The 20,459-nt window shown below is 49.8% G+C and carries 16 protein-coding genes and 2 tRNA genes; 8 read left to right on the forward strand and 10 right to left on the reverse strand.

Going from position 1 to position 20,459, the window contains the following annotated elements; all coding sequences use genetic code 11:
* The first annotated feature begins 97 nt into the window (after positions 1-97).
* Complete coding sequence (gene xth, locus ACPAOP_RS08775; RefSeq protein ID WP_423679733.1) at positions 98-862, forward strand: exodeoxyribonuclease III; 765 nt, start codon at positions 98-100, stop codon at positions 860-862.
* Between the two features lie 17 nt (positions 863-879).
* Here xth and ACPAOP_RS08780 read toward each other — a convergent pair whose 3' ends face one another.
* Both ACPAOP_RS08780 and ACPAOP_RS08785 read right to left on the reverse strand, forming a co-directional pair.
* Positions 880-2,376: a methyl-accepting chemotaxis protein gene (locus ACPAOP_RS08780; protein WP_423707677.1), complete on the reverse strand. Its 1,497-nt coding sequence runs from the start codon at positions 2,374-2,376 to the stop codon at positions 880-882.
* A 12-nt stretch (positions 2,377-2,388) separates the two neighbouring features.
* Complete coding sequence (locus tag ACPAOP_RS08785) at positions 2,389-2,754, reverse strand: hypothetical protein (protein ID WP_423707679.1); 366 nt, start codon at positions 2,752-2,754, stop codon at positions 2,389-2,391.
* Between the two features lie 206 nt (positions 2,755-2,960).
* Between ACPAOP_RS08785 and ACPAOP_RS08790 the strand changes: the two genes are divergently transcribed.
* Positions 2,961-3,482, forward strand: coding sequence for a GNAT family N-acetyltransferase (locus tag ACPAOP_RS08790; RefSeq protein ID WP_423707680.1), 522 nt, complete (start codon positions 2,961-2,963; stop codon positions 3,480-3,482).
* Positions 3,483-3,500: 18 nt separating this feature from the next.
* Here ACPAOP_RS08790 and ACPAOP_RS08795 read toward each other — a convergent pair whose 3' ends face one another.
* Both ACPAOP_RS08795 and ACPAOP_RS08800 read right to left on the reverse strand, forming a co-directional pair.
* Complete coding sequence (locus tag ACPAOP_RS08795; protein WP_423707682.1) at positions 3,501-3,971, reverse strand: DUF1854 domain-containing protein; 471 nt, start codon at positions 3,969-3,971, stop codon at positions 3,501-3,503.
* 5 nt (positions 3,972-3,976) lie between these two features.
* A complete protein-coding gene (locus ACPAOP_RS08800; protein WP_423707684.1) occupies positions 3,977-6,235 on the reverse strand; it encodes an ABC transporter ATP-binding protein in 2,259 nt (752 codons plus the stop codon).
* Between the two features lie 368 nt (positions 6,236-6,603).
* On the opposite strand from ACPAOP_RS08800, the gene cphA (ACPAOP_RS08805) reads away from it, so the two are divergent.
* Together cphA (ACPAOP_RS08805) and cphA (ACPAOP_RS08810) are read left to right on the forward strand one after the other, a co-directional pair.
* Positions 6,604-8,781 carry a cyanophycin synthetase gene (gene cphA / locus ACPAOP_RS08805; protein WP_423707686.1) on the forward strand — a complete coding sequence of 726 codons (2,178 nt, stop codon included), beginning with the start codon at positions 6,604-6,606 and terminating at the stop codon, positions 8,779-8,781.
* A 144-nt stretch (positions 8,782-8,925) separates the two neighbouring features.
* On the forward strand, positions 8,926-11,496 hold the full coding sequence (cphA, locus tag ACPAOP_RS08810) for a cyanophycin synthetase (protein WP_423707687.1): 2,571 nt from the start codon (positions 8,926-8,928) through the stop codon (positions 11,494-11,496).
* A gap of 166 nt (positions 11,497-11,662) precedes the next feature.
* Here cphA (ACPAOP_RS08810) and ACPAOP_RS08815 read toward each other — a convergent pair whose 3' ends face one another.
* From ACPAOP_RS08815 to ACPAOP_RS08825, 3 genes are all read right to left on the reverse strand, one after another.
* Entirely contained in the window at positions 11,663-12,160 is a 498-nt protein-coding gene (locus ACPAOP_RS08815; RefSeq protein WP_423707689.1) for a cysteine hydrolase family protein, read from the reverse strand.
* A gap of 389 nt (positions 12,161-12,549) precedes the next feature.
* Positions 12,550-12,894 carry a ribbon-helix-helix domain-containing protein gene (locus tag ACPAOP_RS08820; RefSeq protein ID WP_423679742.1) on the reverse strand — a complete coding sequence of 115 codons (345 nt, stop codon included), beginning with the start codon at positions 12,892-12,894 and terminating at the stop codon, positions 12,550-12,552.
* 61 nt (positions 12,895-12,955) lie between these two features.
* Positions 12,956-13,537, reverse strand: a complete 582-nt coding sequence (locus ACPAOP_RS08825; protein ID WP_423679743.1) for a DJ-1/PfpI family protein — start codon at positions 13,535-13,537, stop codon at positions 12,956-12,958.
* 331 nt (positions 13,538-13,868) lie between these two features.
* Here ACPAOP_RS08825 and ACPAOP_RS08830 point away from each other — a divergent pair, with 331 nt between their 5' ends.
* On the forward strand, positions 13,869-15,215 hold the full coding sequence (locus tag ACPAOP_RS08830; protein ID WP_423679745.1) for a GGDEF domain-containing protein: 1,347 nt from the start codon (positions 13,869-13,871) through the stop codon (positions 15,213-15,215).
* Positions 15,216-15,334: 119 nt separating this feature from the next.
* Here the strand turns inward: ACPAOP_RS08830 and uvrB are convergent, their stop codons facing one another.
* Complete coding sequence (uvrB, locus tag ACPAOP_RS08835; RefSeq protein WP_423707691.1) at positions 15,335-17,428, reverse strand: excinuclease ABC subunit UvrB; 2,094 nt, start codon at positions 17,426-17,428, stop codon at positions 15,335-15,337.
* A gap of 223 nt (positions 17,429-17,651) precedes the next feature.
* Here uvrB and ACPAOP_RS08840 point away from each other — a divergent pair, with 223 nt between their 5' ends.
* The 3 genes from ACPAOP_RS08840 (at position 17,652) to ACPAOP_RS08850 (ending at position 19,155) form a co-directional block, all read left to right on the forward strand.
* The gene (locus ACPAOP_RS08840) at positions 17,652-18,866 is read left to right on the forward strand and encodes an aromatic amino acid transaminase (RefSeq protein ID WP_423707693.1); all 1,215 of its coding nucleotides are present in this window, start codon (positions 17,652-17,654) and stop codon (positions 18,864-18,866) included.
* A gap of 60 nt (positions 18,867-18,926) precedes the next feature.
* Positions 18,927-19,002: transfer RNA gene (locus ACPAOP_RS08845), tRNA-Asn, on the forward strand.
* A 77-nt stretch (positions 19,003-19,079) separates the two neighbouring features.
* Positions 19,080-19,155, forward strand: a tRNA-Asn gene (locus ACPAOP_RS08850).
* Between the two features lie 271 nt (positions 19,156-19,426).
* On the opposite strand, the gene ACPAOP_RS08855 is transcribed toward ACPAOP_RS08850, so the two are convergent.
* Both ACPAOP_RS08855 and ACPAOP_RS08860 read right to left on the reverse strand, forming a co-directional pair.
* Positions 19,427-19,993, reverse strand: a complete 567-nt coding sequence (locus ACPAOP_RS08855; protein WP_423707694.1) for a GspH/FimT family pseudopilin — start codon at positions 19,991-19,993, stop codon at positions 19,427-19,429.
* A 1-nt stretch (position 19,994) separates the two neighbouring features.
* On the reverse strand, positions 19,995-20,456 hold the full coding sequence (locus ACPAOP_RS08860; RefSeq protein ID WP_423707695.1) for a type IV pilin protein: 462 nt from the start codon (positions 20,454-20,456) through the stop codon (positions 19,995-19,997).
* Positions 20,457-20,459: the final 3 nt, after the last annotated feature.

Consider the following 20,459-nt stretch of genomic DNA (forward strand, 5'->3'; position numbering starts at 1 on the left):
GAGATAAACACTCTTCATTTGCGATCCGCTTAATCCACGGACAAGCCGCGCTCCCGGAGTGATCCTGAGTGCGGTTTTCTTTTTTTATATCAATGCCATGAAACTAAGCACCTGGAATGTGAATTCCCTGAAAGTCAGATTACCTCAAGTCCTGCAATGGCTGGAAAGCAATCCTGTGGATGTGCTGTGCATACAGGAGACAAAACTTACAGACGATAAGTTTCCAAAGGCAGAAATTGAAGCCGCTGGCTATTACGTTGCTTATACAGGGCAAAAGACGTATAACGGCGTGGCGATTTTATCCAGACACCCTATGTCGGATATACAAAAGAACAATCCTCGGTTTGAAGATGAACAGCAGCGAATTATTGCCGCCACAATACAAGGTATGAGGATAATCTGCGCCTACGTACCCAATGGTCAGGCCGTCGGTTCCGATAAATTTCAGTACAAACTGCAATGGCTGGCTTCACTGAAAAACTGGGTGGAAGGAGAATTGCAGCGCTATCCTGAACTTGCTTTGCTCGGCGATTACAATATTGCGCCGGAAGATCGCGACGTACATGACCCGGCAGCGTGGGAGGGGATGAATCTGGTCTCCCCGGAAGAACGCGCAGCGTTGCAGGCATTGCTGGACTTAGGAATGACGGATAGTTTCAGGCAGTTTGATCAGCCGGAAAAATCCTACAGCTGGTGGGATTATCGTGCTCTGGGATTCAGATTAAATAAAGGTCTGCGCATCGACCATATTTTATTATCCAAACCGCTGGCTCTGCGCTGCACTGCATGTGTCATCGACAGAATTCCGCGTAAATGGGAGCAACCATCCGATCATGCGCCAGTGATTGCCACCCTTGATTAAATGCAGAGAAAGACGGTTTATTCGTCGTAATCCAGCCTTGGAGTGCCAGAATGCTGCGCTCCCCGCTTTACCATAGCGGGGCGCACCGATGGCTGGCTTTGCTCCATACGGAAAGCAGACATCGCGGTTTTCAGCAGATTCGCCTGTTCCTCCAGAGATCCAGCTGCCGCTGCGGCCTGTTCAACCAGCGCCGCATTTTGTTGTGTCGCTTCATCCATATTCGCCAGAGCCAGGTTGACTTGCTGGATGCCATCACTCTGTTCAGCTGATGCAGACGTGATTTCAGAAATAATCGCAGCAACCTGATCAACCGCTGCAACTATTCTGGTCATCGCCTCACCGGCCTTGTCGACAAGTTCAGACCCCTCAGTGACCTTCGCGACAGAATCCTCTATCAGGTTTTTGATTTCCTGCGCAGCCGCTGCACTACGCTGGGCAAGTGTGCGAACCTCGCTGGCGACAACGGCAAATCCACGCCCCTGCTCTCCCGCCCGCGCTGCTTCAACGGCAGCGTTCAGCGCCAGAATATTCGTTTGAAAAGCAATACCTTCAATCACACTGATAATATCGACAATCTTACGCGAGCTGTCTGAAATTCCATGCATTGTGGTCACAACCCGGCTGACAACTTCACCTCCATGCGTGGCAACATCAGACGCATTGACTGCCATCCGGTTAGCTTCGCGGGCATTGTCGGCATTATTTTTGACTGCAGCGGTCAATTCTTCCATGCTCGCTGAAGTTTCTTCAAGGGAAGACGCCTGTTGCTCAGTTCGTCCTGATAAATCCATATTACCGGTTGCAATTTCTGTTGCACCGACAGTAATTGATTCCGTTGCCTTGCGTACTTCAACCACCATCACGCGAAGCTGTTCAATGAAGCGGTTAAACGCGTTGGCCGTCTGAGCAACTTCGTCTTCACCTTCAACCTCAATTTTTCGGCTCAGATCACCACCACCGGCAGCGATCTCTGACATCGCATCGCGAACCCTCTGTAAGCCTGCCATCATGCGACCAACCAACCATGCCGACAGCGGTACCATCACGCCCAGCAATACAGCAAGAACTACAGCTGCGATCAGCAGCAGCTGATCCAGTGAAGCAAGCGCTTTATGCTTATCCACCACCAGCGCCAGATACATATCGGAGCCGCTGATGGGCTGTAAAAACAGAAAATTGGTTTTGCCGGCAATCTCGACCTGAGTCGGATCTGTGCGCTTTGACAGGTTACCCAAATTATCCAGATTCAATTCGACCGCTATCTCTTTCGCGGGCTTTAATACTTTGGTCTGGTCTGCATGCGCCAGTACCTGGCCAGACTTATCCAGTAAAAACGCATAGCCATCACCCGCCAGTTTAATGGTCAGAATCTGCTCCACTATTTTCGTCAGAAAGACGTCAGCAGCAACCACGCCAGCCTCGCCGCCGTTGACAGGCGCGGCAAACGAAATCATCAGTCCGGGAGGATTGACGCCCATGTAAGCCGAGGTAACGATAGGCTTCTTAGCATCCATTGCCGCCTTATACTAGGGGCGAACGGTGGGATCGTAACCAGCCGGCGGTGGATTCGCAGGGAAATTAGTAAAGGTCTTATCTGGCTGCCCGAGATACACGCTTAAAAAATTACCGCCGCGGCTGACCATTTTAAGGCTGGCCTGCAAATCATTACCTTCTGTCAGGCCTTTGGACAAACTATCGACCAACGAGGTATTTACCTGTATCCAGTTGCTGAGCACGGCGTTATAGCTCGACGCGACGCTGCGTATCTCATTACTCAGGTCATTCTCAATCTGTGCTTTCATCCTCAGGTAGCTGCCAATGGTAAGCACTGCGGTACACAGCGTTACAAGCAAGGCAATCACTACTATCAGTCTGGTTTTAAGTGACTTCATCGTTCGCACTCCATTCATGATCAATCAAAAAACATATCTCAGATGGTTAGCAGATAAGATAAAACCGTCCGCACCGTTTAATTAATATTACACTTCAAGTATTGAACAGAACGAAATTTTCCCGAAGAAACTGTTGTTCGTATTGTCAAAAAATGTTACCTGGCCGATGATAAAAATCGGCTTTTGTCCCTTATCTGACTCATTTTATGCACATCATTTCAAGCAACAGACTGATTTTAAGACTCTTTAACACAAGCGATGCAGCCTTCGTGCTTGAATTGCTGAACGATCCGGGCTGGATCAAAAACATAGGTGACCGGGGTATACGCAATCTCGATCAGGCGCGCGACTGGATACTGACAAAACCGCTGGAAAGTCAATCCAGATGCGGTTTCAGTTTTTACGTAGTGGTACTCAAAGATACGCAGACAGCGATCGGCATCTGTGGTCTGATCAAGCGCGAAATGCTGCAAAATGTTGATATCGGCTATGCATTTTTACCGCAGTATGGCGGACAGGGTTACGCCATAGAAGCAGCCCGAGCGACGATGCAGCATGCCAGACAGGATTTAGGTCTGAGCCAACTTGCTGCAATTACCTCTCCGGGCAATGTCAAATCAAACAGTCTGCTCAAAAAACTGGGTTTTACTTTAGAAGAGGTACTGGTACTTCCGGGAGAGGAAAGGGAAACAAATTTGTACGCTTATCGTTTCCCTGTGCAGGAATAACTGCATCTGAATCGCGTATTACAAGAAACGGTCCAGAATTTTACGGCTGTGTTTATCCATACTGAACATATCCCGGATTAAAAACTGGATGCCGTGATTATCCGTGACCAGCAATGACATCCCGCCGATACGACGAATGTCTTCGTCACCTTTTAAAACAAATTCTGTCTCGCCACGGTCGGTAAGCACTTTCCATGTACAAGGTAAAGCAAAGCTGGTGACATCAAGAATCTGTTGAATTTCAGGCATGAACTCTCGTCCCTCGAGCTCTTCCAGAACCAGTTTTTTTGTGTCATCAGACAAATCAGATAACTGATCTATCCACGCGACCTCGCGCCCATCCCCCTGAACCATCGAGATACTCATCAGTGGCGACTGAATCGGGAATGCACGCACCGGGCTGACCCCTTCAAACACTTCCCCCTCTTCAGTGGTCAGTATCAGTTTTCCGAAAGAGTTGCGCCGTAATTCAAATTTACTTGTTGCCATGCTGATTATTCTTCCCCGACCAATTCTGCGTTTCTAGCCTGCGCCTGATACAAATCATAGTAAGCCCCCTGGTTCGCCATCAGTTCATCATGACTACCGACTTCAACGACCTGCCCGCGATCCAGCACGACCAGACGATCCGCTTTATGCAAGGTGGACAAACGGTGGGCAATCGCAATCGTAGTACGACCCTGTACCAGATTATCAAGCGCTTTTTGTATTTCTTTTTCTGTTTGCGAATCAACAGATGATGTCGCTTCATCCATAATGAGAATACGTGGATCAATCAGCAGCGCCCGTGCAATCGAAATACGTTGCCGTTCTCCTCCGGACAAACCCTGGCCACGTTCACCAACCATGGAATCGTATCCTTGCGGCAGGCGCAATATGAATTCATGCGCATGAGCAGCCCGTGCCGCTGCGATAATCTCATCCCGTGTTGCATGTGGTTTGCCATACGCAATATTCTCAGCAATCGTACCAAAGAAAAGAAAAGGCTCTTGCAACACAAGACCGATCTGACTGCGGTAATCCGATACTGCGTATGAGCGTATGTCTTTTCCATCGAGCAGAATCGCGCCCTCTGACACGTCGTAAAAGCGGCAAATCAGATTAACCAGAGTACTCTTGCCAGAACCACTGTGGCCGACCAGTCCTATCATTTCACCGGGTTGTATGGTGAGGGAAATACCGCGATTCACGGCACGATTACCATAACGGAAGCCTACTTCACGCAATTCGATTTTGCCCTGAACGTCTTGTACTTTGACCGGATCCTGCGGATCAGGCACGCTCGACACATGATCCAGAATATCGAAAATACGCTTGGCAGCCGATGCCGATTTCTGGGTTACCGATACGATACGACTCATAGAGTCGATACGGCCATAGAAGTTACTGATAAAGGCGACCGCCGCGACCAGTGCACCGACTGTAATCTCTTCATGGGCAACCTGCCAGATACCGAAGGCCCAGACCACCAGAATCCCCAGATCGGTCAGGAAAGAAACCGTTGGCGAGAACAGTGACCAGACTTTATTCAGACGGTCATTCACCGCCAGATTATGTTTATTCGCCTCACGGAAACGACCTGCTTCACGCTGTTCCTGCGCGAAGGCCTTCACCACACGGATACCGGGAATGGTATCAGCCAGCACGTTGGTCACTTCCCCCCAGACCCGGTCTATCTTCTCGAAGCCTGTACGCAATTTGTCACGGACCAGATGGATCATCCAGGCGATAAACGGCAGCGGTAACAAAGTCACCAGCGCCAGCTTGGTATTGATCTGTAACAGTGCGACCGCAGTCATGATAAACATCAGCACATCGGTTGCGAAATCGAGTAAATGCAGCGACAGATACACACATATACGGTCACTCTCGCTACCAATACGTGACATCAGGTCGCCGGTACGCTTACCGCCGAAGTATTCGAGTGACAATTTCAGCAAGTGCTCGTAAGTCGCAGTCCGCAGATCGGCACCGATACGCTCCGATACCAGTGCAAGTATGTAAGTCTTACCCCAGCTCAGCAACCAGGCGATGACGGCCGATCCGAGCAGCCCGCCGATATACAGATACACCAGCTTAGGGTCAACAAAATCTTTATGCTGGAACGGAATCAGGACTTCATCTGTCAGTGGCTTGGTCAGGTAACGCGGAATCATATGCGCCGCAGTTCCCAGCAGCATCAGGGCGAAACCGATAAATAACTGCAAGCGATAAGGATGAGCAAAACGCCACAGACGTAATAAGGTCCAGGTCGAGGGCGGTGTATAAATTACTTTTGTGCAGACCGGACATTCTTCCTGATCCGGCTCCAGCACAGCTTTGCAACTTGGGCAAATATTCTGCTCCGCCCGGATCACGGGCTGACCAGTCAGAACACTTTGCAATTGTTCATTGAAATGATCTAACAGCCGGATCGCGTGCAGATTTTGCCCCAGCGTAAAACGCCAGCTTGCCAGCAAGCCTTGTCCGTCACTCAGTTGTAAATGACCGACACCGGCATGATCATGATGCGTCAGAGTCATGCCAGGTTTGTAATCCCAGCTCTGCCATGCACCGCCGCCCGCCGGAAATGTGCGTATGCCTTTGTCGGTAACAACGATCAGGCCCTTGACAAAGCGAAGCTTATTATCAAGGTCAACCTCAAAAGCACTTAAAACGTTTTCATTGTCAGTAATTTGCTTGCTCAGCTCACTTTGCCATTGCGGCGAAATTGATAAAACTGGCTGCCCGGCACTGATTTTTGTTGTGGTCATTGTGAAGCAAACTCCGGCTCAAGAGCGTGTCCCGTGTGGTTAGACAAGGGCTGAATTTTTGAAAAAAATCGATTACTTGAATCCGTTAGAGGCGCAAGCCATATCACGGAAGCAGCAATTTACGGTATTCTATCGAAAGAAGAATAATCAGATGAAACTGATCAAGAGGATTAATGCTGTTTGCGCTAAAGCGCAAGTATATCAGTAAGACCGTCTTTCTATTCTGCTTTGTAATGAATAAATGAATACCGGTAAAGTGAAGCTGGTTCGTTTGTTTAAACTCAGCAAAAATTTTTCCTGACAAGAGAAAATGCTCTACATTTGACAAGATCAGGTCTGTTGCTCCCGATCTATAAGAAATTACTTACATGACGACAAAGAAGAAAGACATCAGCATTCTCCGTGTAAATCATTTGCGCGGACCGAATATCTGGACTTACCGGCCAGTCATAGAAACGTGGCTTGATATAGGGGCGCTGGAAGATACGCCGTCTAATATGTTGCCGGGTTTGTACGAGCGTTTAATAGCCTGGCTGCCGGGCTTAATCGAACATCGCTGCGGTGTGGGTGAACGAGGCGGATTTCTTGAGCGCCTGCGTGAAGGCACCTGGGCTGGTCACATCCTTGAGCATATCGTACTGGAATTACAAAATCTCGCCGGAATGCGCACAGGTTTCGGACAAACCCGTTCAACCGGGGTTACCGGTGTCTACAAAATGGCGTTCCGTACACGTGAAGAGCAAGTCGGCCGTACAGCCCTCGCCACAGGACGCGATTTGCTGATGGCAGCGATCGAAGATCAGCCATTTGATCTTGAAGCCCGACTCAATATATTGCGTGACATGGTTGACGCTCGTTGCCTGGGACCGAGCACTGCCAGCATCGTCGATGCGGCAACGAATCGCGGCATCCCTTCGTTGCGTCTGACGGATGGCAATCTGGTGCAACTGGGGCATGGTGCAGCACAGCGCCGTATCTGGACAGCTGAAACTGACCGTACCAGCGCCATTGCCGAAAGCATTGCCTCAGATAAAGATCTGACCAAAACTCTCTTGAAAGCCTGCGGCGTCCCTGTACCTGAAGGATGTATCGTCCGCAGCGCCGAAGAAGCATGGGAAGAAGCGCAGGACATCGGCCTGCCTGTCGTTGTCAAACCCTATGACGGTAACCACGGACGCGGCGTATCACTGAATCTGATGACGCAGGCAGACGTGGAAGCAGCCTATCATCTGGCAGCACGTAAAGGTGACAGCAAAAGTGTGATCGTCGAACGCTTTATCGCTGGAGATGAACATCGCGTCCTCGTGGTTGGAAATAAAGTGGTTGCCGTTGGCAAGGGGGAATCACTGTGGATTAAGGGTGATGGAAAATCCACTGTTCAGCAACTGGTTGATACTCAGATTAATACCGATCCGCGCCGCGGCACGACAGAAGAATTCCCACTCAATATTATCCAGCCGGCCGTTGCTGCAGAAGTAATTCTTGAGCTTAAGCGTCAGGGCATGGATGCCGATTCCGTACCGCAGGAAAATCAAAAAGTATTAATTCAGCTCAATGGCAACGTCGCTCTGGATGTGACTGAGATTATTCATCCCGATGTTGCTTATGCAGCCACGCTTGCTGCGCGTATTGTCGGTCTGGATATCGCTGGTGTTGACCTTGTCACCGAAGATATCAGCCGCCCGCTGACTGAACAACGTGGTGCCATCATCGAAGTCAATGCCAGCCCGGGTTTACTGGCACACATCAAACCGGCCAACGGTGCAGGACGTGATGTTGGCAAGGCGATCGTCGATCATCTGTTTGCCGAGGACGAAACCGGTCGCATGCAAATCGTCGGCGTTGCAGGTACACGCAATACCGACCTGATTTCTAGACTGATCGGCGGTCTGCTGAATATCGCCGGAAAGGAAACCGGCGTTGCCTGCCGTCAGGGTCTGTACCTGAATAAACGTCTGGTCACCGAAGGCAATTGCGCAAATTGGGAATCCGGCCAACGTTTGCTGATAAACCGCTCAGTGGAAGCTGCGGTGTTTGAAACTAATGCGCGCGCGCTGTTGACGGACGGTCTGCCCTACGACAAGTGTACTGTCGGCATCGTCACAGATTTTGATGGTCACGAAGATCTCGGTGAGTTTTATATCAGCGATGCCGAGCAGATGCGCAAAATTATGCGTACCCAGGTTGATGTTGTGCTGCGCACCGGTACTGCGGTTTTGAATGCCGCAATACCTGCCGTAGCGGATCTGGCCGAGTTGTGTGATGGCAAAGTGATTTTCTACGCACTGGATGAACATCTCGATGCTCTCACAGCACATCGTGCATCGGGCGAACGCGTCGTTTTCATACGAGACAATAATATTGTCCTGGCAAGTGGTGCAGAAGAAACAGCGCTGCTGCCGCTATCGTCACTGAAACCGACCAAAGCTGCACAGCCTGAAAGTATCATGGCTGCGGTCGCAGGGGCCTGGGCTCTGGACGTCAGTCCGGAGCTGATCGGTGCCGGGCTCAGAACTTTTGATTCCAGCCCGAAGACAGTATATTGAAACAGGGATGCTTCATCGCTCTATCAATTTCGCTGAATTAACTTAAATAAAAAACACAGGTAGCCTGCCGCTTTTACGGATGAAAATATATCGCCCCCGGCAACGCTACCTGATTAACTGCCCCTTTCAACAGGACTAAGTTTTATGGAAGTATCACGCATCCGTGCCCTGCGTGGCCCGAATCTCTGGAGCCATCATACGTCGGTAGAAGCCATCGTTGCCTGCAACGAAGCTGAATGTTCAATTGCAGAACTGGTCGGTTTTGAAGACCGTTTGCGTGCGTTATTCCCCGAGCTGAGCATTTTGCAACCGACTGGCTACAATGATGCAATCTCGATTGCGCATGTGTTTGAACTGACTACCCTGGGCTTACAGGCACAGGCAGGATGTCCGGTCACCTTCAGCCGCACGACACAGACCGTCGAGCCCGGAATTTTTCAGGTCGTCGTTGAATATTCCGAAGAAGCCGTCGGTCGTCTCGCGCTCGAACTGTCAGAAAAACTGATTAATGCGGCACTGAATAACACGACGTTTGATCTGCAAGCCGCTCTCGATCAGTTGCGCGAACTCGATGAAGATGTGCGCCTCGGCCCATCCACCGGTTCCATTGTCAACGCTGCTGTTGCGCGTAATATTCCGTATCGCCGTCTGACCGATGGCAGCCTCGTTGCGTTTGGCTGGGGTTCGCGGCAGCGTAAAATTCAGGCGGCGGAAATGGATGGCACCAGCGCCATCGCAGAAGCGATCGCGCAAGATAAAGAATTAACCAAAAAACTGCTGCATGCAGCCGGTGTACCAGTACCGCTTGGCCGTTCTGTGGATGGCCCCGACGATGCCTGGGCTGCTGCGCTGGAAATCGGCTTGCCTGTGGTGGTCAAACCTAAGGATGGAAATCAGGGTAAAGGCGTCACCGTCAACGTCACTACACGTGAACAGTTGGTTGCAGGCTACCATGCTGCAACCGAGTTCCGCGACGACATTCTGGTTGAGCGCTTCTTGCCGGGCAACGATTTCCGTCTGCTCGTGATCGGCAACAAACTGGTCGCCGCTGCACGTCGTGACCCGCCGCAAGTCGTCGGCGACGGCAAACAGTCAGTGCGTCAGCTGGTGGAACAGGTGAATAAAGATCCGCGTCGCGGCAGCGGCCACTCCACCTCGCTGACCAAGATCCGTTTTGATGATATCGCGCTTGCGAGTCTCGCCAAACAAGGTCTGGAGGCTGACTCCATTCCACCGAAAGGTCAGCGCGTGATCTTGCGTAACAATGCGAATCTCTCTACCGGCGGTGCTGCGACTGACGTGACCGATGATGTCCATCCTGAAGTCGCAGCGCGTGCGGTTGCCGCAGCGCAAATGATCGGTCTCGATATCTGCGGCGTTGATCTGGTGGCAGACAGCGTGCTGAAACCAATAGAACAGCAAAATGGCGGTATCGTCGAGGTTAATGCTGCGCCGGGTTTACGTATGCATATTTCCCCGTCGTTCGGCAAAGGACGCGCTGTTGGCGAGGCCATCGTCAGCGCCATGTTTGAGGATGGTGACGACGGTCGTATTCCTATCATTGCCGTCACCGGTACCAATGGAAAAACGACGACTGTCCGTCTGATCGCTCATCTGATGACGACCAGTGGCTTACGTACCGGCATGACTAACACCGATGGTGTTTATATCGGCAACCGTCAGATCGATAGCGGCGACTGCAGTGGTCCGCGCAGCGCACGCAATGTGCTATCGCATCCTGATGTGGATGCCGCGGTCTTTGAAACCGCCCGTGGTGGTGTCCTGCGCGAAGGTCTCGCTTATGACCGCTGCCAGGTTGCCGTCGTTACCAATATCGGCTCCGGTGATCACCTCGGTCTGAATTACATCACGACGGTGGAGGATCTGGCCGTTCTGAAACGTGTCATCGTCCAGAACGTGGCAGATAATGGTTATGCCGTTCTGAATGCGGCGGACCCTATCGTTGCCAGCATGGCGGCAAATTGCCCGTCGGCAGTGATTTTCTTTGCTGCTGACAGTCAGCATCCGATCATGGCAGCACATCGTGCACAAGGTAAGCGTGTCGTGTATATCGAAAACGGCGAACTGATCGCTGCCGAAGGCAAATTCCGCCACAGTATACCGCTGGCCGACATCCCTATCACCCGTAACGGCAGCATCGGCTTTCAGGTCGAAAACGTCATGGCCTCTGTTGCCGCAGCATGGGGCGTCAATCTTGGCTGGGATGACATCCGCACCGGCCTGAAAACCTTTGCGAATGAAGCAGATAATGCACCTGGTCGTTTCAATGTGTTCCAATACCGCGGTGCCACCCTCATTGCAGATTACGGTCACAATCCGGATGCGATTCTGGCGCTGGTGCGTGCTGTCGAAACCATGCCAGCCAAACGTCGCTCGGTTGTCATCAGTGGCGCCGGTGACCGCCGCGATCAGGACATTCGCCAGCAAACACAGATTCTCGGTGAAGCCTTTGATGATGTCGTACTGTATCAGGATCAGTGTCAGCGCGGCCGCGCTGATGGCGAGGTGATCGCCCTGCTGCGTGAAGGCTTGAAAAATGCTTCGAAAACCAGCCGAGTTGATGAAATTTACGGCGAATTTATCGCGATTGATCTGGCAATGGACAGACTGGAAGAAGGTGATCTGTGCCTGATTCTGATTGATCAGGTCGAAGAAGCACTGGCCCACATCGCGAAACGGGTTGCAGCAGACTGATTCCGCTTTTCACTCTGACAGCGTATCAATGCCGGGTTAATCCCGGCATTTTTACTGGATGATCAATCCCGTACGCAACCGCTCGATGCTTTTCAGCACCGCCTGTCATCAGACAACGCAGGCTTTCAGATGCCGAATACGATCTGCTCGCAGTCGATTGCGCGTATCACCGGGCCAAAGCTGGTGATATTTTCCAATGTGATTTGTGATGCCAGCGTATCTGTAAGGCACTCGCATGTGCCTTGTCGTGTGTGGTGTGCGCATCGGCAGCGATGATCACAGGATAACCAAGTGCGGCGGCACGGCGGCTGGTGGTATCGACACAAAATTCACTGGCATACCCGCAAATCACAAGCAACTCGGTTCTCCACTTCGCCAGCAGACTACCCAGCTCGGTACGCAAAAAGGAATCCGGTGTCGTCTTGCGCAAAATGGTGTCACCGTCTTCCAGCACCAGCCGCTGCTCCAGTTGCCAGTTGTCGGAGCCAAACGCCAGTTCGTCATTCTCTGTTTCATGCTGAACGAACACAACCGGGGTTCCGGCATGGCGCGCACGGTCAGCGAGCACATTAATGCGGTCAACGACCACGTCGGCTTCATAAGGTCGCGGCTCGTGATCAAACAAACCGCGTTGCACGTCGATAATCAGCAAAGCACATTTCATCGTGAGCCTTTATGCAAGTGAAGCATTGATCTTAGCGCATAACATCATGGAAAAGCATCTTCCACCTCCAGACCAGGCCATCGACCATCACGTTTCGCGGGCATAAACGCCGCTATTGTTCATCGACTACGCAGATAGAGCACTCCCGGTACAGAAATAAAGCAGCGCGATCTTACGATGGTCGATAGCGGAATCAGCGTCAAGTGGAAAAGAATAAGCTTGCGGGCGTTCACAGAGCAAAAATATACTGGGGGGAGTATATTCAAAAGCCCTTTGTTCATCTTGAGAAGAAGGCGAAAATGACGTTTTAAGGGGGGAGTATGCGCTCCGCCGCAAAAAAATACCGGGCTGACTGCACCCGGTGAATTTGCGCTGCTGCTAAACAGACATCAAATTAAAAAGCGAGTCATCTCCTGCTGCGATTCCCGTACACCTGCCAATGGCAGATTTTTATCGGTGGAAATATCTCCTTCCACCATCAGCGATGTGTACCGCAGACAACAAACGCGCAGAAAAGAACTGAAATTATCGATATGACCGCGATATTCAATCAACTCATCATAGAGCCTGGTAATGAGTTGATTGGTGTTCATACCATCGCGTTCAGCGATTTCCTGCAGGGTCAGCCAAAACAGTTTTTCGAGACGAATCGAAGTAACGACGCCATGTAAGCGCAGCGAGCGCGCTTTGGATTCATACAAGCCAGGGTCGGCTTTGACAAAAATTTCACACATGATGTACCCCGCAAATCGTCAGGCAAACTTTCTGTTGATGATTATACGGGTAATGTCATTTTTATAAATGGATTTTTGTTCCAAGCAAAACAAGGAATTGCGCAAGCCATGCCGGATGCGCAGGCCACGCCGGTGCGGTGACAAAATTTTTGTCGGTGACGGCCTCGGTCACGGCAATTGGTGCATATACGCCGCCAGCCAGCTCCACTTCGGGCTGACAGGCGGGATAGGCTGAACAGCGCACGCCATCCAACACCTTCGCCGCCGCCAGAATCTGCGCACCGTGGCAGACTGCGGCAACCGGTTTCTGTTGCTGTGCAAAATGGCGTGTAATTTCGATCACGCGCGGATTCAGACGCAGATATTCCGGCGCCCTGCCGCCGGGAATCAACAAGGCATCGTAGTCGTGTTCGTTAATGCGGGCAAAATCATGTGTCAGAATAAAACGATGCCCTGGCTTTTCTGTGTAGGTTTGCTGCCCCTCGAAATCATGAATGGCCGTAGCAACGTAGTCACCGGCTTTTTTATCCGGGCATACGGCATGTACTTCGTGTCCTACGGCAAGCAGCGTCTGGAAGGGTACCATTACTTCGTAATCTTCGACAAAGTCCCCTACCAGCATAAGAATTTTTTTTGCAGCCATGATGTCTCCTGTTATCGGTGAAATGCGGAAACTGATTGTTAAGCGGATTTCCATCCGGATGGTAATGACGGGATACTACATGTCGCCGTATCCTCCTGTAATCGATGTCAGTGATCAAACATCCGGACGCTCAGGTGCTGTTAATTCCGCTCAATAACAGCGAACAACATGGTTATGTCTTTTTTTCGCCATAATTTTATTTTTGCCGCTGAGGAAATCAGATATTTCAGCCGGAATACAAAAGATGGAGAGTAATCTCGTATAAAATTCATCACAGCAACATCGTTTCATTTAATGGTATTACGCCAATGTGCGCGCATACGGAGAAGCAATGGCAGAGGCAGGGTTGTTATTTAAAAATCAGGTAAAACTGCTGGCACAAACCTTTTTCATTAAAGATAATAAAAAAGAACTTCTGCTCTGCGCGCATAAGTACGATTTCGACATACGCTTTTTCGATCAGATGAGCGATTTTGTCAGCGCCGTCGAGCATGCAGCTGATCAGGATTTATTTGTGATTGATCTCGACGTGCTCTACAACATGCAAAACGACATGCAGCAACAACGTCGTCAGACCATGTTCCTCAGCGATCTGTTGCAAAGACTGCCCGCGCACCACAATTATGTTTATCTGCAAACTGTCAGGCAGGGTGAACGCTTTTTACTGCAACAAAAACTGGTTGAAAGTCATTGTCTGGCTTATGCTGAAAAGCCAATCAGCAATGAAGTGCTGGTCGATAAACTATTCAACCTGTTTGGCCGTCACAAACGCGGCGATACCAATACCATCGTCTATCTTGGCGATAAGCTGCCGCTCAACACGGAGTTACTTGCAGAGCACAGTGTTCAGTTGCTGCATTCACAGGATGCACGCTCATTACACGTCAAAGTCAAAGAAATGCAGCCGGACATCGTGCTGATCGATCAGGCGCATTTCTTAAATACGGAAGCACTGGTACGTGTATTAAAAAAGAATATTGAATTCGATCAGAGTCGTGAAATCATCATGCTGCAGCAACATGCAGATACCGGGCTCGCCCGTCATGCACTCGACAGCGGCTTCGATGAAATCATACAAAACACAGACAGCGACATACTGACCCGCCTGTTGCTCAATCGTATCGATAAAATCCGCGCCAGCAAAGATCTGATCAGCCGCGACCGCGCAACCGGCCTGCTGAATAAAATCGGTCTGCAAAAGAAGGCGCAGGAATTAATCCGCCGCGCCAATCGCGAAGGAAAATGCCTGGCCTACGGCATCCTGGATATCGACAAATTCAAGGTCATCAACGATACCTGGGGACATTATTTTGGCGATATCGTCATTAAACGTTTGTCGCTGGTGCTTTCAGGCTTATTGGGTGAGCATGACTTGCTAAGTCGTTTCGGTGGCGAAGAATTCGTGGTGATATTCTGGGATTGCGACCGCGAACAAGGCAAGCAAAAGCTGGATGCAATGCGTGAGGCTTTCAGCAAGATCATGTTTACGACCAGACCTGGCGAAAACAAGCAATTCACCTTCAGCGGCGGCATCTCGGATTTCCCTTGCTGCAAGACTGAAAACGATATGTTTCTGCAAGCCGATGCAGCACTGTATCAGGCCAAACAAGCAGGACGTAATCAGGTTTGTCTGATGCAGGATTTACCCGAAATCAGCAATAAACGCTGGCAGTATTAATGCCCGTCATTATTGGTGTCCGCATGACGTCCACCTGCAAGTAACAGCGGAGTGCCGGGTGAATATGACTGGCGTCATATTTACCCCGTGCAGCAAGCGTACTGTGTTTTATCGGGTCCTCATGCTGGTACATTATCGCTGCCACCTGCTCCAAACAATTGTTGTTTCAAATGGGCGAGTTGATCCCGCACTTGTGCGGCTTTCTCGAATTCCAGATTTTTAGCGTGATCCAGCATCAGTTTTTCCAGGCGCTTGATTTCGCGACTGATTTGCTTCTCACTCATGACTTCGTATTTTGCCTGCTCCTGCGCGGCGACAAGATCGTCCCTGGCTTCCTGCTGGTGATACACGCCATCAATAATGTCTTTAATCTGTTTGCGGACACCGGTAGGAGTAATGTTATTTTCGAGGTTAAACGCGAGCTGCTTGTTGCGACGACGTTCAGTTTCACCTATGGCACGACGCATGGAATCGGTGATTTTGTCAGCATACAAAATTGCTTTCCCGTGCAGGTTACGTGCGGCACGACCTATGGTCTGAATCAGGCTGCGCTCTGAACGCAGAAAACCTTCTTTATCGGCGTCCAGAATCGCGACCAGCGAAACTTCAGGAATATCCAGCCCCTCACGCAGCAAGTTAATACCGACCAGAACATCAAAGGTCCCCAGACGCAGATCACGGATAATCTCGACCCGCTCAACAGTATCGATATCGCTGTGCAAATAACGGACTTTAATACCGTTCTCAGTTAAAAATTCGGTTAATTGCTCTGACATGCGTTTGGTCAGAGTCGTGACCAGTACCCGCTCATTTTTCTTTACGCGATCGGTGATCTCACCCATCAAGTCGTCAACCTGCGTTAATGCCGGCCGCACTTCGATTTCAGGATCGACTAAGCCAGTCGGACGCACAACCTGCTCCACCACCTGATCGGCGTGCTCGTGCTCGTAATCTCCCGGTGTCGCTGAAACGAACACGGTCTGCCGCATTTTGCTTTCAAATTCGGCAAACTTTAAGGGGCGATTATCGAGTGCAGAAGGCAAACGGAAACCGTAGTCAACCAGATTCGTTTTCCGCGCCCGGTCACCGTTATACATGCCGTTTAATTGTCCGGTCAGCACGTGTGACTCATCCAGAAACATCAAGGCATCGGCTGGTAAATAATCAACCAGTGTCGGTGGTGGTTCACCCGGCTTGGCACCACTCAGATGACGCGAGTAATTTTCAATCCCTTTTGTAAAACCAATCTCCGCCATCATTTCTAGGTCAAAGCGGGTACGTTGTTCGATGCGTTGCTCTTCAATCAGCTTGTTTTCGCGCCGGAAGAAATCCAGACGCTCACGCAACTCTTCTTTAATGGTTTCTATCGCCCGCAAAACCGTCTCGCGTGGAGTTACGTAATGTGACCCCGGATATACGGTGAAGCGAGGGATTTTCTGCTTAATACGCCCCGTCAACGGATCGAACAGCTGTAAATTTTCAATCTCGTCATCGAACATTTCCACACGAACCGCGAGTTCGGCATGTTCGGCGGGAAAAATATCAATCGTATCGCCCCGCACCCGGAAAGTGCCGCGGCCAAAGTCTACGTCATTACGTGAATACTGCATCTGTATCAGACGCGCAATAACATCGCGCTGGCTGACTTTGTCTCTGGCACGCAGAGTCAGAATCATTTTGTGATATTCGTTAGGATTACCGATACCGTATATGGCCGACACGGTAGCGACGATAATCACATCCCGGCGTTCCATCAGGGATTTAGTGCACGATAAGCGCATCTGCTCGATATGCTCATTGATCGCAGAATCTTTTTCAATGAACAAATCCCTTTGCGGTACATAAGCCTCGGGCTGATAGTAGTCGTAGTAAGACACGAAATACTCAACCGCATTGCGCGGAAAAAACTCCCTGAACTCGCTGTACAACTGCGCCGCCAGGGTTTTATTCGGTGCAAATATAATCGCCGGACGCCCCGTTCTGGCGATGACATTCGCCATCGTGTACGTCTTACCTGAGCCTGTCACCCCCAGCAGAGTTTGAAAAAATAGCCCGTCATTGATGCCCTCCACCAACTGAGCAATGGCTGCTGGCTGATCACCAGCAGGCTGAAATAACTGATATAACTGGTAAGGAGAATCAGGAAACGATATAAACTTTGCTTCATCCAATTGATCAGATAAAGCGACTGAATTCACGGGAGCAACCGCCATGGTTCTGTTACCTTTGCTAGAATATGAGGCTGATAGGATTTACGCAAAACAAACGTGAAAACGCGATATCCCCGCGTTAACTCTTTAGTATCACCCTTACTGATAACCACTGTCTTGTTCAGCATACCTGGTCTGAACGATTTTACGTAAGCCCTATGACATTCGTATTTTTTACCATTCCAACCATTACTGTCGGCAACGGCAGATAATTTTCAATATTATCATGACAGCTTCTACCTCCTCTCCTCTGTTCTCCGCCATTGAGATGGCTCCCCGTGATCCTATCCTGGGCATTACCGAAGCATACAACGCCGATCAGAATCCGGCGAAAGTCAATCTCGGTGTTGGTGTGTACTATGATGATAATGGCAAGGTTCCGCTGCTCGAGTGCGTTAAAAAAGCCGAAGCCATTCTGATCGAAAAATATTCCCCGCGCACATATTTACCGATTGAAGGGCTTGCTGCCTATGACAAGGCAGTGCAGGAATTAGTCTTCGGTGCAGACAGCGCCGTGGTAAAAGAAAAGCGCGCAATTACAGCACAAGCAATTGGTGGGACAGGTGCATTGAAGTTGGGCGCTGACTTTTTACATCGTTTCACGCCAGACTCTCAGGTCTGGATCAGCGACCCAAGCTGGGAAAATCATCGTGCGCTGTTCGAGTCCGCCGGCTTCAAAGTCAACAACTATCCTTACTATGACGCTAACACCCGGGGCGTGAATTTTGCAGGTATGTTAGATGCATTGAAAACTATGCCTGCTGGCTCTATCGTGTTGCTGCACGCCTGCTGCCATAATCCAACCGGTGCAGACCTGACGGACGATCAATGGACACAAGTTATCGAAGTCGTCACCCAACGCGGTTTAATTCCCTTCCTGGATATGGCTTACCAAGGTTTTGGAGATGGTATAGAAGCCGACGGTAAAGTGGTGCGCCGTTTCGCTGAAGCAGGTGGTGCGTTGTTTGTATCGAACTCCTTCTCCAAGTCATTCTCGCTTTATGGCGAACGCGTCGGCGCACTCAGCATTGCGGCATCCAATGCAGATGAAGCGGTGCGCATCATGTCGCAATTAAAACGCGTTATTCGGACGAACTATTCAAATCCACCGTCACACGGCGGACAAGTTGTGGCAACAGTATTAGCCACGCCAGAATTACGCCAACTTTGGGAAGAAGAGTTGGCCGGCATGCGCGTCCGCATACGTGAAATGCGCCACGCTTTCGTTGCTAAACTGAAAGAAAAAGCCCCTGCTCACAACTTCGATTTTGTTATTCAGCAACGCGGTATGTTTTCTTATTCTGGTTTAACTAAAGAACAAGTCAGCAAACTCCGTGAAGGCAATTCGATTTATGCCGTTGACACAGGGCGCATCTGCGTCGCTGCTTTGAATAGCAAAAATATCGATAACGTCATTGATGCTATCGCCAAGGTTTTGTAAGTTTGAATGGCTTGAGTCGTTGACAAGTGAAGGGGCAACGAATATAATCTTTGTCTCTGTTCCCTGATAGCTCAGTCGGTAGAGCGACGGACTGTTAATCCGCAGGTCCCTGGTTCGAGTCCAGGTCGGGGAGCCAAAGAATTTGAAGTAAGCAGTGAACTTAATAACAAATCACTGTGCATAAAAAGCTAAATGAAGATGTAAATCTTCTATTCCCTGATAGCTCAGTCGGTAGAGCGACGGACTGTTAATCCGCAGGTCCCTGGTTCGAGTCCAGGTCGGGGAGCCAAAATACGTAGGAAAATAAAAAAGAGTTACTCGCTTAGGCTTGTAACTCTTTTTTATTCTGCACACATTTTACGTCCGGGGAGTCGCTCTCTCCGGACGAAGGATGATAAATTTCGGGCTCGACTTGCCGGATAGTGCGGTATCGCCGGTTTAGGTACCTCTCCGGTTAAAGAAAAACGTACACCCCCATCCAATCAAAAAACTTATTGACTTCCCGAGCCGTTACTAGCCCCTGAAGATTCATCGTAACACTCTTTTGAGTCTGCAATACCTTAGTTCCCCGTAGCATTATCTGCACAAGTTTTCAAATCTGTATCGGGATTACAGATGCGTGCACGGCCGAGAAAATTGACTTTTACCCGCCGGATTGCAGTTCCAAGTTTAAATGATACTGTACCTGCCTGAGGTTGCTGGCTGCTCGTATTCGTTCTGCTTCGGCCATTTCCTGTAAATGAAACATAAGGTGATGCTGAGTCTGTAAATTGCCCGGTCACTTCCATATTTTTGGTAGTCGCATCATGAGTGAAGATCGTTGTTTCACCAGTATCCGGACGAGCGTTACCATTCGTATCAACAAATACTGTCCACCCTGAAGTCCAGCTGGCCCCGTCGTTAGCAGCAAGTGTTACCTGCGCCCCTCTTTTGATTGCTTCAGACCTGGTCATATTGACCGCGGAATAAAACTCCGTAGCCGTGGTCAATAGTTTCTGGTTATCAATGAAAATTTTAAAACTAGGCGCTGCAATTGCCATTAAGATCGCCGCGATAGCGACGGTCACCATAAGTTCGACCAGAGAAAATCCGCTTCCTCCGATAACAGATTTAAATATTTTTTTCATTTTACCAACACTCTTCTTTTGTTCCAGTTGTGCTGGTAAAACCCTTTACTCCTGTGCTTGTTAATGTCAGGTTGCCACAAACAGTGTCCTTAAATTTACCATCAACATTTGTTGTGCCCGGTGTTGCCGTCAATAAAACACAATTTTGTATGGTATCTCCCGTACAAGCCGTCGCCTTAATTTCATAAGCACTCTTCTTTGCTGAATCGCCTGAAAACCAGTTAAATTTGGTTTCGTTCGCGTCAGTGGATGCCTGAGAGAATACGATATAGCTATTATTTTGCGTATAAAAACGTTCCTCCTGCTGCATCAACTTCATCAATGCAGATTTTCCTTCAGAACGCTTTGCTTTTGTCATCGCAGAACTATATGAGGCATAAGCAATCGCAGACAAAATACCCATAATGGCGATTACAGTCATTAATTCAATCAAAGTAAAGCCAGCTTTTTTATTTTTTTCCATATC

It is taken from the genome of Undibacterium sp. WLX3042, assembly GCF_049544825.1.
Lineage (GTDB): Bacteria > Pseudomonadota > Gammaproteobacteria > Burkholderiales > Burkholderiaceae_D > Undibacterium.